Source organism: Kaistia soli DSM 19436, from assembly GCF_900129325.1.
Lineage (GTDB): Bacteria > Pseudomonadota > Alphaproteobacteria > Rhizobiales > Kaistiaceae > Kaistia > Kaistia soli.
The window spans coordinates 91,116-104,810 of sequence record NZ_FQUP01000006.1; the positions used below are offsets into that span (position 1 = coordinate 91,116).

The window sequence follows — 13,695 nt, forward strand, 5'->3', positions numbered from 1 at the left end:
TTATTGATTGATCAGTCCACAATCTCTCTCCGTTATGGATCAATGAGTCAAGAACATTCTGGACTCATCTTTCAAGAATGCTAGAGTGCCGCCATGGCCAGACCTTCGGAATTCGATCGAAACGAGGCGATAGACCGCTCGATCAAGGTGTTCGCCCGGCACGGCTTCGAGGCCGCCTCGACGAGTGACCTCATCGAGAGCATGGGCATCGGCCGGCAAAGCCTCTATGGCGCCTTTGGCGACAAGCGTGGGCTCTTTCTGGAGGCGCTCCACCGCTATTCGGACGGCTCGCTGCAGCAAATGGGAGAGGCGCTGGCGACGGGAACGGCCGTCGACGCCATCGAGGCGGCCTTGTTGGTGGGGCTCGGCTCAAGTCGGGATATCGAGACCGGCTGTCTCGGCGTCGGCTCGATCATCGAGTTCAGTCGTCAGGATGAGGACATCAACGCCCTGAACGATCAGGCCGGCGAAGCCGTCATTGCAGCTTTCGCGGAGCGGGTTCGCGCCGGCATCAACGCCGGGGAGTTCGATCCGGATCTTGATCCCGACGCTGTCGGCCGGATGCTCCTGGCGTTGCGATCAGGATTGAAGGTCACGGCGCGGGGAGGCGCAAAGGAGGCCGAGCTACGAACTACGGCTCGCCTCGCAATGCGTGGGCTGGCGCGTGTCGGCGCCTCCTGAATTGGCTTCAACTCAGGATAGCCGAGCCGGCCACAGCGCTGTGTTATGGGCAGAGCAAAGCGGCTGCCTCCACTCGCCCGCGGTCGTCTCCTCCAAGAACTAGATCGACACGGCCGAATGCCGAAATCGTGCAGTCTTGTCCCGAACTATCCGCTAGCAGGTTCGAAGAGTCCGGATAGGAGACCTACCCAGCGAGTGTGGCGTTTCCCGGCCTCAGAGCTTCACTTTGACACGGCGAAACTCCTCGGAGGTTTCGTCCAGGAAAACGTAGAGGGCAACGATCTTTCCGTTCCGGACGATCATGACATCCCAGCCGGAATAGGCGGGCGCTTGGTCGCGCGGCCCTGATCCCCAAGCTAAGCGGCCTGCATTGTGGAGCACCTGCGGCTTGCCATTCGGCGTGTAGACATAGTTGGGATGCGCAGCCCTTAGCTGGCCAGCGACTTTGTTGATCGCCTCATAGCCAATAACGGGACCCGGCGGCACGTAGAGGACGCCATCCTCTGCCCAAAGCTCTTCGATCGCGGCGCGGCGGCGTTTTTCGTCGGCTTCCCCGAAGATCTCCTTGAGATTGCGGGTGAGCAGTTCCTCGATGCGCTCGGTGGATTCGCGTTCTTCAATCATTACATTCTGCTCCTCGAAAATCGGGCGTTCGTCGAGGCAGGACGCGAACTCTGCATTCGCAAACCCGCCTCGAATGTGTTGGCGAGGCTCAGATCTGCGCCTGGCCGCCATCAACGAAGAGTTCCACGCCGTTCACGAAGCTGGCCTCGTTTGACGCCAGGAACAGGACGGCTTGGGCAATCTCATCCGGCTGACCGACGCGCCCGGCCGGGATGAGGGTCGCGAGAAAGTCCTTGGTGCCTTGGGCCTGCGCGCCGCCACCAAACAGCTCGTCGAGGCCTGCCGTCTCGGTGACGCCCGGGCTGATCGCATTCACCCGGATATGACGATCCTTCAGGTCCAATATCCAGTTGCGTGCGAAATTGCGCACCGCGGCCTTGGTAGCGGAATAGACGCTGAACGCCGGCGTTCCGGAAATGCTGGTCGTCGAGGCGGTGAGGATCACGGAAGCGCCGTCCTTAAGCAGCGGCAACGCCTTTTGAACGGTGAAGAGCACGCCCTTCACATTGGTGTCGAACGTCTTCGCATAGTGTTCTTCGGTGATCGCGCCGAGGGGCGCCATCTCGCCGCCGCCCGCATTGGCGAAGACGACGTCGATCTCAGCATGCTTCTGCTGAACGGCATCGTAGAGGCAGTCGATATCGGTGAGCTTGGCCATATCGCCGCGAACCCCGGTGACTCGGCCGCCGATCTGCTTCAGCGCGGCGTCGAGCGCGTCCTGTCGGCGCCCTGTGATGAACACGGATGCCCCCTCGGCAGCGAACGCCTTGGCCGTGGCCAGACCGATGCCGCTCGTGCCGCCGGTCACCACCACCACCTTATCGTCGAACCTGTTCTTCATCATCTGTCTCCAGCTCGGATCGGCGCCAGGCGCCTTGCCCAACGTAAATGCTGTGAGAACGATGATGCGTGTAGCTGTCATTTATGGCACTTAGCGTTCTGCAGGAGGAACGCTGATGAAGACCGACCTGAACGACTTCGCCTATTTCGCCGAGGTGGTTGCCCATGGAGGGTTTGCCGCCGCTGGCCGTGCATTGCGTGAACCAAAGTCCAAGCTCAGCCGGCGCATCGCAGCTTTGGAGGATCGGCTGGGCCTGCGCCTGATCGAGCGGTCGAGCCGCCGCTTCCGTGTCACCGAGACCGGGCAGGCCTTCTACCAGCGGTGCCGCGCCATGCTTGCCGAAGCCGAACAGGCCGAGGCGCTCGTCAAGCAGGCGCAGACGGAGCCTTACGGCCGCATCCGGTTCAGTTGCCCAACCGGCATGATGCAGCCCATATCCGGCCTGATCTCCTCATTTCTGAGCCGCTATCCGAAAGTGCGGCTGCAACTCCTGGCAACAGATCGGGCGGTCGATCTGATCGAGGAGCGAATTGATCTGGCGTTGCGTATTCGCAGCAGTCTCACCAGCGACGCCTCACTGACGATGCGGTCGCTCGGGCTGTCGACCCGTATTCTCGTTGCGAGCCCGCAGTTTGCCAGTCGGGTGGGGGATATCGAGCAACTGGCTTCCCTGCCCGCCTTGGCGACCAACGACGCAGCCGACGATCTCGAATGGTATCTGGAAGCCGAGGATGGTCAAAAGCGTGTCATTCGCATCGAACCGCGCTTGGGATGCGAAGACATGGCGACGGTTCGGGACGCCGCGATCAGCGGCCTTGGCGTGGCGATCCTGCCCGATCATGTCTGTCGAGAGGCGCTCGAAGCAGGAAAGCTCGTGCGAATCCTGCCGGAGTGGCGTGGTGTTCAGGGCAACGTCCATCTGGTCTTCACGACGCGGCGCGGCCTGCCACCGGCCGTCCGCGCACTGATCGACCATCTGGCCGCTGGCTTTCCTCGCGGTGCCCCTGCAACCAGTGATCGGCGCCAATAGGCCGTCGAACTCCGAAATCAACGCGCCTATGGTCCGTTTGCGACCAACTGGACCGAAATCGTCGACACCCGGCTTCAGGCAGCGGCCCGTTCGGGCGTGCGCGGGAAACGACGCGGCCGGCGCTAGCCGGAGTTGCTGGTCTATAACCGTCCCGGCGGGGCACGATCGGCGCTGACCCGGATCGGTATGAAGATGTCGTCTCGTCCGTCCAAAGTCTTCACCAGTCCGTCTTGCACGACGAGGTAAGGCTCGTAGAGCATCGCGCCCATTAGGCGCCCCGCGCCAAGCACGGCGGTCTCATGTCCTAGGCCGAGGCTCCACCCGCCATCGAGGAAACGCGGATCTTCGACAAGGACGGTCTCGACCATCCCGTCGGGCGCGATCTCGACCGCATTGGCCGGCCCGAGGCGGAGCGGCGTCCCGCTACGAAGACGGATCCGCCCATCTGCCCTGTCTGCCGGCAACATCACGTCGAGCGCGACCTCGGCAGCGAGCTGAGCAAGCGGGCGGACCGGATGGATCGAATTGTGGAGCACCGCGACCACGGCATCGCCACCCGCCGCGCGAAGCAAAGCGCGGCCCCGATCGCCGCGACGCTCGACATGGGCGCTGTCGGCGGCGCAGACTTCGCCGTGGATGGAGAGCGCGATCACGCCGGCATCCGAGCCGGGATTGGCCGCCAGCACCCGTTGTACGGCCTCGTCGACGCCGATGCCGCGCCGCAAAAGGTCCAGCACTTCGTCGTTGAGGTTGAGTCCGCCGGCGCCCATCGTGTTGGGCATCCGGTGTCCGGTGACCAGCCCGACATCGGCGAGGGCGGGGGTGAACTGCGAAAGCGGCTCGGGCCGGTCGGGGCCGCTCGACATCAATCCGGCGATCCCCGCCTCCAATAAGGCGCCGGGCGCGGAGGCGAGACCTCCCTCGAACAACCGGGCGCTTCCTCCGCGCTGGGTCTCAGCGCGCACGAGCACTCCGGCGCTGGAAATAGCGACCATGCTCACGAACCCGCCGATGGCGCCACGGCCGACGGCTTCGACCGCGGCGAGGGCGCGGAGGACCGCAAGCCCGGCGTCCCGGCCGTAGGCTGCAATGCCAATCGTCATGACGCGACCCAATGATTGGGCGCGCGCTCCACGAGCCGACCCGCCGGATAGCTTCCGGCGGCGATGTGAATGCGCGGTCGGCCGCGCAGGTCAGGGTCCGGCGCGGGTACCGCGGAGAGAAGCGCGCGGGTATAGACATGGGCCGGCTCGCGAAAAACCACGCCCGTCGGACCTAGCTCGAGCACCCGCCCGGCCCGCATGACCGCAACGCGGTCGGCAATGCGGCGAACGACAGCGAGATCATGCGAGATGAAGACGAAGGATAGCTCCTCGTTTCTGCGCAGTTCCTCAATCAGATCGAGAATCTGTGCCTGCACGGAAACATCGAGAGCCGAGGTCGGCTCGTCGGCTATGATGATGCGTGGGCGCGCGGCGAGTGCCCGCGCGATGGCGACGCGCTGACGCTGTCCACCGGAGAATTCATGCGGGTAGCGGCTGGCCATGCCGGGGTCGAGCTGGACACGACTGAGCAGTGCGGCAATCCGTTCGCCCGCCTCCGCCCGTGTGGCAAGGCCATGAACGAGCATCGGCTCCGCGATGGTGCGTCCGATCGTAAAGCGCGGATCGAGTGAGGCATAGGGATCCTGGAACACCATCTGGATGCCGGATCGCCTGCGGCGCAGCTTCTTTCCGGAGAGCGCCGTCAGACTCTCGCCTTCAAAGAGGATCTCGCCGGCGTCGACATCTGTAAGCCGAGCCAGCGCACGGCCAAGCGTCGACTTTCCTGAGCCGCTCTCCCCCACCACAGCGACGATCTCGCCCTTCGCGAGCGTTAGGCTTACGTTATCAAGGGCGCGCGTGGCTGAGCGTTGCCTGAAGAATCTGCGTCCGCCGAAGGTCCGCGAGATGCCGCGAGCCACAAGGATCGGAGTCCCACCGGAGCGTCCACCCGGGGGTCCACCACTTTCAAAACCATCGTCGAGTCTCGGGACGGCGGCAAGAAGTGCCCTCGTATAGGTCGCCTCGGGATGGGCGAAAAGCGGCCGCACGGCTGCATCCTCGACCGCTTCGCCTCGGCGCATCACCAGGACACGATCCGCCATTTCAGCGACCACGCCCATATCATGCGTGACCAGCACCAGCGCGGTCCCCTCATCCCGCACCAGCGCGCGCAACAGGTCGAGGATCTGCGCCTGCACGGTCACATCGAGCGCCGTTGTCGGCTCGTCTGCGATCAGAAGCGCGGGTCGCATCATCATGGCCGCTGCGATCATGACCCGCTGACGCATGCCGCCCGAAAGCTCGTGGGGATATTGCGCAAGGCAGCGCAGCGGGTCCGTGATGCCAACACGCTCCAGCATCGCCGCCGCCTCGCGGGTCTCTGTACGCGCGGTGGCCCTACCATGGGCAATCGGTCCCTCGATCATCTGTTTCGCAATCGAGAGAACGGGATTGAGCGATGTCATCGGCTCCTGGAAGATCATCGACATCTGCGCGCCGCGCAGCCTGGCGATCGCAGCCGGCGGCGCGCCGACGAGGTCGCGACCGCCAAGGCGGATCGCGCCGGAGTCGATCCGGCCGCCTCGCGGGAGAAGGCCCATAATCGCAAGGGCCGTGACGGACTTACCGGAACCGGACTCCCCGACGATGGCCAGCGTCTCGGCGCGGCCGATACTGAACGATAGGCCGCGCAACGCCTCACGCCTCTGTTCGCCAGCCCTGAAGGAGACGGAGAGATTCTCGACATCGAGCAGCTGGGTGGTCATTCGCCTGCCTCGCGGGGATCGAGAGCGGTGCGGACGGCATCGCCGAGAAGGTTGAATCCAAGGACGGTGACGGCGATGGCGAGGCCCGGCACGGCCATAAGCCAGGGTCCTCGGTTGAGATAGTCCCGTGCGCCAGAGAGCATCGCGCCCCATTCGGGCTGCGGTGGCTGTGCGCCGAGGCCGAGGAAGCTCAGCGCTGCCGCGGCAAGGATGGCGGAGGAGATACCAAGTGTCGCGACCACGATCATTGTCGGCAGGATGTTGGGCAGGAGATGAAGGACGATGAGCCGGCAGTGGCCCGCCCCGGCGGCCACGCTTGCCTCGAAATAGGGTTTCGACCGCTCGACGAGCGCGGCTGAATGGCAGGTGCGGGCATAGAGCGGAATGCCGGCGATCCCGACCGCGATCATCGCATTGGCGAGGCTCGGGCCAAGCACGGCAACGCAGGCGAGCGCAATCAGCGTTTCGGTAAAGGAGAGCAGCATATCCGTCGTGCGCATGAGGACCTTCTCGATCCAGCCGCCGCGATAGGCCGCGACGAGGCCAATCACGAGGCCAGCCGACATCGAGATGCCCACGGCGATCGCACCGATCATCAGCGTCAGGCGGCTGCCGAACAGGATGCGTGAGAACACGTCCCGCCCGAACTCATCGGTGCCCATTGGAAAAGCGAGGCTCGGCGGCAGGAAGCGTTTCCCGACGCCCATCTTGATTGGAGAATAGGGCGCAACGAGATCGGCGAACAACGCGCTGCCGACCAGTAGGAGGAGCACGGCGAGGCCCGCGCTTCCCCCAGGCGTCGCAACGACGCGGCGCAGGAACACCCATCGGCGACCGGAGACGCGAGTCGGAGGGACGCTGATTTCGTGAAGGAGCTCAGTCATTGCGTCAGCTCCTGCGGATGCGCGGGTCGACCAGCGCATAGATCACATCGACGATGAGAGAAACGGCGACCACGACGGTTGCGAAGGCAAGAATGAAGCCCTGTATGACGGGATAATCACGCTGGAAGATCGCCTCGATCGCCATGCGCCCGACCCCGTTCCATGAGAAGATGTTCTCGACCACGATCGCCCCGCCCATCATGAAGGCGAACTGGAGGCCGATCATCGTGACGATCGGGACCAGGCCGGCGCGCAGCACATGGCGGCGCAGAATGGTTGCCTTGGGCAACCCTTTCGCCTCAGCCGTACGCACGAAGTCCTGCCTCATCGTGTCGATCATCGAGGAGCGCGTCATGCGAGCGATCACCGCGGCGTTGGAAAGGCCCAGCGTCACCGCCGGAAGAACCAGGTTGGCAGGGCCAGTGCCGCTGACGGGGAACCAACCGAGGTCGACCGCGAAGACAAGGAGCAGCAAAAGACCGAGCCAGAAGCCGGGGATCGATATGCCGGCGATGGCGCCGGCCATCAGCGCTGTGTCGAGCCAGCTGCCGCGCCGCCAGGCCGCCATGAAGCCCACCGGAAGCCCGATCGCGATCGCCACGACCATCGCCGCGGCCGCGAGCGCCAGAGTGTTGGGCAGCCTCTGCAGGATCACGTCCAGCACAGGCTGATGGCCGCGGATAGTATAGCCGAGGTCGCCGTGGGCGAGGCGCCACAGATAGCTCGCATACTGAACATAGATCGGCTGGTCGAGGCCAAGCCCGTGCCGTATCGCCTCGATCTGCTCCGGCGTCGTTCCCTGGCTCTGCGCGTACATGATCTGCACGGGATCGCCTGGGACGAGGTGAATTAGCAGCGTGACCGCAACCGTGGTCGCGAGGATAGTGAGGAAGGCCATCGCGAGACGGCCGAGGATGAAGAACCACATGGCAGGGTCTCTCCGCAAGAAGAGGGTCCGGCGAACCGGGCCCTCCGACCTTGGTGATCGTGGTCAGACTTCTTGGGTCACGACTTCTTGTCGGTGATCTTCACGTCGTTGAAGACGGGATAGACGAACGGCGCCACATGGAAGCCCTCGACCGTCGGACGCTCGGCAAAGACCCATTCCCAGCCCGGCGTGTAGAGCGGGATGTGGATGCCGTTCTCCAGGAGATACTTGAACACCTCCTGCACCTTGGCCTTGCGCGCTTCCGGCTCGGTCAGCACACGGGTCTCGTCCAGCATCTTGTCGAGTTCGGGCGAGGTGAAGCCGCGATAGGCACCCGGCGAATGCCAGAGCGCGTAGAGGATGTCCGGGTCGTACCAGGACCAGGTCATCATATCCATCGAGCCCTTGCCCGTCGGCGTCTCGTTCTCCTGGCGGACGCGGGCGTTCATGGTGCCGATATCCATCATCTCGATATCGGCCTTGATGCCGACCTCGGCCAGTTGCGCCTGGAAGACCTCGGCAAGCTTTTGGCGATTGCCGCCGGTCCAGACCAGCATCGAAGTCTCGAGCGGTTTGTCGGGCCCGTAGCCGAGTTCCTTCAGCAGGGCCTTCGCCTTCTCCGGATCGTAATTCGTGCGGTACTTCAGGCAGAACTCCTGGTCGTTGCCGAAGACGCCACGCGAGACGGGGCAGGCTTCAGGCAGCGAGAGATCGCCATAGACGAGGTTGATCGCATCCGCCGCGTCAGTCGCATAGCCCACGGCCTGCCGCGCCCGGGCATCGTCGAAAGGCGGCCGGTGCACGGCGAATTCCCAGAAGACATTCTGCCCGGTGTTCTCGGCGACCGTGATCTTGAGATCGCCCGAGGATTTTAAGGCCTCGACATCGTCGAGCGGCGGTTCGGCAATGTCGACCTCACCGGTCTTGAGAGCGGCAAGGCGGGCCTGCGGCTCTGGGACGACCGAGATCACCAGCCCGTCCATATAGGGGGCGCCCTTGTTGTCCGCGAGCTTGCCGAAATTCTGGTAATCGGGATTCCGGGCGAGGACGATCTTGTCCCCCTTCGTCCACGAGACGAGCTTCCATGGTCCGGAGCCGACGGCAGACGTCGTGCCGAAGCCCTCGACGCCCTTATTCGACTTGCAGATGATCGATGAGAAACTGTCGGCGAGGAAGGGAACGAGCGCCACGAACGGCTTGTCGAGCGTGAACTTCACCGTTGTTGGATCGATGACGTCGACCTTGCTGATCGGTCCCCAGCTTGCCTTGGTCACGCTGGGATTCGCCGCGTCCAAGGCACGGTCTACCGTGTATTTGACGTCGTTCGCATCGAGGGACGAACCGTCCGCGCATTTGACGCCGCTGTGCAGTTTGAACGTGTATTCCGTGCCTGCTGGATTGGAGGTCCAGGATTCGGCAAGGTTCGGCACTGGCTTGCCGTCCTTATCGGTCGCGAGCAGCGTGTCGTAGATGAGACTCCAGACCTGCAGCGACAGCGTGCTGGTGGCCCGGTGCGGATCGAGCGTATCGATATCGCCATAGCGCGCCCAGACGATACCCTTCGCTTCTGCGCCGGCAACGGAAAGGCTGATCGCGCCAGCGACGGCGACAGCCCGTATCAGACCCTTGAATGCAATCATGCTTTCGTTCCCCTGGCTCCTTTTTCGCAAACGCAAGGACGCGGCCATGAGGGGGCTGCCCGCGGCGCACAGGCCGCAGGAGTCGCGCTGTTGGCGATACCCTGATCAATCCCGTCGACTGCGAGGACCTGTTTGCCCTCGCCCGCGCCGCCCTACTGCCGCGCGCCCTTCCGCTCGACGAGCAAGCTGGGCGAACGGCCCGGCTTAGTCAAACCAATTTCAGAAATGACGATTATATTTCCTGAAGTGAAACAAACAGGCCGAAGTGTGGACTGAAACGCGTCAGAAAAGGCGCGCGTCAGAGGTCTCCGGGCACCAGATCGCCCCACTCTTCGTGAATGTTCTCGATAAAATGCATCCGTTCGATCGCCGACTGGCCGATCCTCAGCGCCAAAGCCGAGCAGAGATAGGTGATGACGGAAACTGGAGCGACGACCGACTCGTAGACAGACACGCCACGCGTCCGGCAGCGAAGCGTGACGGTCGCGACCTCCGTCGAGCCACGGCCAGCTTGGTCGGTCAGGTAGATCACCTGCGCCCCGGCATGGATCGCCGAGCGCATCAGCGAACGAAGGCTGCGCGTCTTGCGGCCAACGCCGAGGGCGATCATCGCGTCGGTGGGCTGGATCGAAGCAAATTCCTCGGGCACTGAAAAACCGCCAATTGGGATCATGCGGATGTCCGCCTTGATGCGGATCAGCAGCGCGCGCGCGAAATGCGCCAACGGATAATTGTCGCCGAAGCCAACCACCCAGAGCTTCTCGGCCCGCGAAAGCGACTGGATTGCGAGATCGAGCTCGTCGCTGCGTAGGGCCTCGATGGACCTGACTAGATTCTGTACGTCGCCCGCCAGATGGTCGGCCAGTTGACCCCGTCCAACCCGGCGCTCAAGCCCCTTCGGCAACGGGGCCGCAGTCGAGGGTGCGGTACCATCCCGCGCCTTTTTTTGTGCAGTCTTGAAGCTCGCATAACCGAGCCGGCGAAAGAACCTTGCCGTGGTCGCCTTGGAGACCACGGCCTTGGCCGATATTTCAGTCGCGGAGTTGAGGCCGAGCAGATCGGGATTTTCAAGCAGCAAGTCTGCAAGCCGCCGCTCCTGCCGCGTGAAGTCATCGTAATTTTCGAGCATGCGCTGCGAGAGAGTGGCTTCGGCCATGTGATTTTCGAAAAAGAAACAGATGCGGGACCGATATAATGAAATGCGTCGATCGCGCAACGTTTGGCTACTGGAGGGACGGGCGCCCTTTGCGACTACAAGAACATCACCAAGAGCGCAGTCGTGGGCATGTCAGCGCCTCTTCAGAGTATCCCGATTGATGATCTCCATCACCTGAGGTGTCTACTATGCCGTGCCGCGAGCCGCACCCAGGCATCAGCGAAGGTCGCTGTTGAGGTGCGCGCGGTTTCCGCCGTCGTACCAGCAGCGATCGCCGAAGTCGTCCGGCTCACAGGGCGTCAGGCAAGCTCACAGCCGAGATCTGCGCAGCGCCGGCCGAGGCGCGTGGCCAAGCTCTCCTGGACCTGGTGAGGCGCTGGAACTTGCCCGACTGCGTCCGCAGGCCAAGCAGATCGCCATCGGTCGATCGCTGCCCACGAGGCGCTTGCTGTATTTCGGATCGGTTCGCTCGGGCTCAAGCTGCCGCAAGTCGAACCAGTGCCGGTCAAGCTGAAGCTAATCGTGCGAGAAAGCTGGCGCGGTAGGCAGCGGCGCGGCGTAGATTGCGATCCGCTCGAACAAACTCGCAGTGCTCCCCAATGGCCTTGATCAGCGAGGTACCCCACCCGCCTACTCAAGAAGGCGCTGGATGGTGTCGATGCCGGCTACCGCCCACGGATAACCAGCCACAGCGCATAGCTGATGCTGGCGAGCCACGCCATTTCCACAAGTGGGGCCGCGCCTGCCACCAACAACAAACTTGCCAGCCCTCTCAATCGCTTCACTACGCCGCTCCGAATACCGTGGCAGTTATAGGGTGAGTGCGTGGTCTGCTGAGGTCATAGGCGCCGATAATCGCCCGCGTTGCAGTAAACGCGGTTCGAACCCTGTTACGGTCGGCCGGATGGATGCGAGACGAGAGGTCCTCAAAGGTCACAGTTTTTCTCTCCGGCAAACCCCAAACACCGAACCCCTGCTCATCAAACGCAAAAGCTCGGTTTCGACAGTCCAGCACCAGAGAGCGACGCCGGCTGCATGCAGTGCGCACTTCAGGTTTCCTGGTTCCCAGAGCGGGTGATTGGGGTCACTGAAGGGCATTGTGCCGGTCTCCTGGTTTCGAGCCGGCCGAAATTGCTGCACTCGCTTTAGGATACGATTTCAGAATCTGCGCGCAGCGGCAAGCCGAACGTTCCCGATGGAGCGCAACAAACCAAGGCAGCCTCACCTCGCTTCTGCCGCCATTCCTTCTGATCAACCAAACGCAAAAAAGGCTCCGGGTTGGATGGACCCGGAGCCCCGCGCGTGAAGTCATTCCCACTAGGGCTGTCTGATCATCCGGCAAAGCTTGATGAGTTCCTCGTCGTACATCGCAGGATTGATCAGGATCGTCGAACAGCGTTTGCGCGCCAAGCGGCCATCCTTATCGCTCATGCTGCTGTCGGCGAGGGCAATGCCACGGTTCGGGAGATTGCCACCCATCGTGCCGGGCCGGGTCGGGGCAAGCCCATTGCCTTTGCCATTCCCATTGTTGTTGTTGGCTACTCCAATCCCGGAATTGTTGCCGTTTCCGGCCGGGACGGTGCTGTCACCGCCGTTGTTGACCGTTGTACCCGGGATTGTGCCTCCAGGCGTCGTTGTGCCACCGCCGGGATTGGTCCCGCCGCCATTGCCCCCTGCGCCAGAGCCGCATGAACCGCCAACCGACAGGCAGAGATCAACCAGACTGCTGGGCGACAGGACGGCGAGACGGGTGTCGAGAAGCTGCATCGTCTGGCTGCGCGACCCGCTTCCGCAGCCGGAGCCGCCGCCGGCGGTCAGGCAGAGCTTGGCAACATCGCCTTTGGCCAGCACATTCGCCTTGGCGCGAATGCCGCCGACCAGGTTTGACCGAGCTTTGGCGCTGAGCACACCGTTCCGGTCGAGCACGCTGGCAAGAACGCGCGTTCCCTGCCGCGTATGAGGAATCCCAGGGTGAGCACTATTGCCGTTGCCGGGATGCATGCCAGTCGCGGGCTGCGGCCCCGTTCCGATGACCGTTCCGCTGGTACCGCACGAGCCGCCAACCTTCAGGCAGAGGTCAAGCAGTCGGCGCGGTGATAGAGCAGCAAGGCGCGTGTCGAGAAGACGGACTGCTTGGTTCCGCGACCCGGTGCTGCAGCCGGCACCGCCGCCTGCTGTCGCGCACAGTTTGACGACGTCGCCCTTCGAGAGAACGTTCGCTTTGGCTCGAATGCCGTTGATCAGATTGGAACGGGCATCCGCGCTGAGAACACCTTCGCGATTGACCGCCGCCGCATTGACGCGCGCACCGCCGACCGAGCCGCAGCTTGCGCCAATGTTGACACACACGGTTGCGAGCTGCTGCTTGGAGAGAAGCTTCACGCGGGCGTCCACAAGCTCAGAAAGCCTCTGGCGCGAACCGCCGCAACCTGAGCCACCGCCGACATCCACGCAGAGGCGCACCAACTCACGTCGTGAGAGCACATCGAGCCGTGCATCGATGCCGCCGAGCAGGGTTGATTTGGGCGTAAGCAGAACGGCGAGCGGATTGGAGCCGCCTGACCGAGCGCCGCCTGGCCCATGGGGCATGGGCGCACTGGTGGCCGTCGACGAATTGGAACCCGACAGATTGCGATTGCCGGCCAGCCCGCCAGTAACAGATGTGACGCCGCTGAGCGTGTTGCCCAAGGACCCGGCCGCCGAGGCAACAGGATTGCTGGAACTCGAGCTTCCCGATGGAGTGGTCGAGCCAGAAGACACCGCACCCCCTACGGAGGTCGTCGCGGTACCGACGGTCGATCCGACCGTTCGGGCCGTGCTCCCGACTGCGTCTCCAACGGCGCTGACCGTTCCGCCCACAGGGCCGCCGACTGCCGAACCAACATTGCTGACCGCCGATCCGGCGCTCGAGCCCACGGTGCCTACAGTCGAGCCCACCGCTGATCCGACGCTACTGGTAACGGACCCGACTGATTTGACCGTGTTGTTGACGGTCGGCGTAACGCTGGTAACGACGCCGCCGATGAGTCCTTGGGCACCTCCCGAGTTTGGCACCAATGCTGTGCTTATACAGAGAGCCGAGCCGAGAACACCTAAGATCCG

At 63.4% G+C, this 13,695-nt stretch carries 11 protein-coding genes; 2 read left to right on the forward strand and 9 right to left on the reverse strand.

Annotation, left to right across the window (positions count from 1 at the left end; genetic code table 11):
• Positions 1–93: 93 nt before the first annotated feature.
• Complete coding sequence (locus BUB39_RS21025) at positions 94–681, forward strand: TetR/AcrR family transcriptional regulator (protein ID WP_073057733.1); 588 nt, start codon at positions 94–96, stop codon at positions 679–681.
• Between the two features lie 213 nt (positions 682–894).
• On the opposite strand, the gene BUB39_RS21030 is transcribed toward BUB39_RS21025, so the two are convergent.
• Positions 895–1,416 carry a nuclear transport factor 2 family protein gene (locus BUB39_RS21030; protein ID WP_244540337.1) on the reverse strand — a complete coding sequence of 174 codons (522 nt, stop codon included), beginning with the start codon at positions 1,414–1,416 and terminating at the stop codon, positions 895–897.
• A complete protein-coding gene (locus tag BUB39_RS21035) occupies positions 1,394–2,146 on the reverse strand; it encodes an SDR family NAD(P)-dependent oxidoreductase (protein WP_073057737.1) in 753 nt (250 codons plus the stop codon). Before BUB39_RS21035 ends, BUB39_RS21030 begins: the two co-directional genes overlap by 23 nt.
• Before the next feature lie 115 nt (positions 2,147–2,261).
• On the opposite strand from BUB39_RS21035, the gene BUB39_RS21040 reads away from it, so the two are divergent.
• Positions 2,262–3,176: a LysR family transcriptional regulator gene (locus BUB39_RS21040; protein WP_073057739.1), complete on the forward strand. Its 915-nt coding sequence runs from the start codon at positions 2,262–2,264 to the stop codon at positions 3,174–3,176.
• A gap of 140 nt (positions 3,177–3,316) precedes the next feature.
• Here the strand turns inward: BUB39_RS21040 and BUB39_RS21045 are convergent, their stop codons facing one another.
• The 7 genes from BUB39_RS21045 to BUB39_RS21075 form a co-directional block, all read right to left on the reverse strand.
• Entirely contained in the window at positions 3,317–4,279 is a 963-nt protein-coding gene (locus BUB39_RS21045) for a DUF6963 family protein (protein ID WP_073057741.1), read from the reverse strand.
• Complete coding sequence (locus tag BUB39_RS21050) at positions 4,276–5,985, reverse strand: ABC transporter ATP-binding protein (protein ID WP_073057743.1); 1,710 nt, start codon at positions 5,983–5,985, stop codon at positions 4,276–4,278. The genes BUB39_RS21045 and BUB39_RS21050 overlap by 4 nt, the downstream gene beginning before the upstream one ends.
• A complete protein-coding gene (locus BUB39_RS21055; protein ID WP_073057745.1) occupies positions 5,982–6,869 on the reverse strand; it encodes an ABC transporter permease in 888 nt (295 codons plus the stop codon). Before BUB39_RS21055 ends, BUB39_RS21050 begins: the two co-directional genes overlap by 4 nt.
• Positions 6,870–6,873: 4 nt before the next feature.
• Positions 6,874–7,797: an ABC transporter permease gene (locus BUB39_RS21060; RefSeq protein WP_073057747.1), complete on the reverse strand. Its 924-nt coding sequence runs from the start codon at positions 7,795–7,797 to the stop codon at positions 6,874–6,876.
• 77 nt (positions 7,798–7,874) lie between these two features.
• Complete coding sequence (locus BUB39_RS21065; RefSeq protein ID WP_073057749.1) at positions 7,875–9,437, reverse strand: ABC transporter substrate-binding protein; 1,563 nt, start codon at positions 9,435–9,437, stop codon at positions 7,875–7,877.
• Between the two features lie 298 nt (positions 9,438–9,735).
• Complete coding sequence (locus BUB39_RS21070; RefSeq protein ID WP_073057751.1) at positions 9,736–10,593, reverse strand: MurR/RpiR family transcriptional regulator; 858 nt, start codon at positions 10,591–10,593, stop codon at positions 9,736–9,738.
• Between the two features lie 1,317 nt (positions 10,594–11,910).
• Complete coding sequence (locus tag BUB39_RS21075; protein WP_073057753.1) at positions 11,911–13,281, reverse strand: hypothetical protein; 1,371 nt, start codon at positions 13,279–13,281, stop codon at positions 11,911–11,913.
• Positions 13,282–13,695 lie beyond the last annotated feature (414 nt).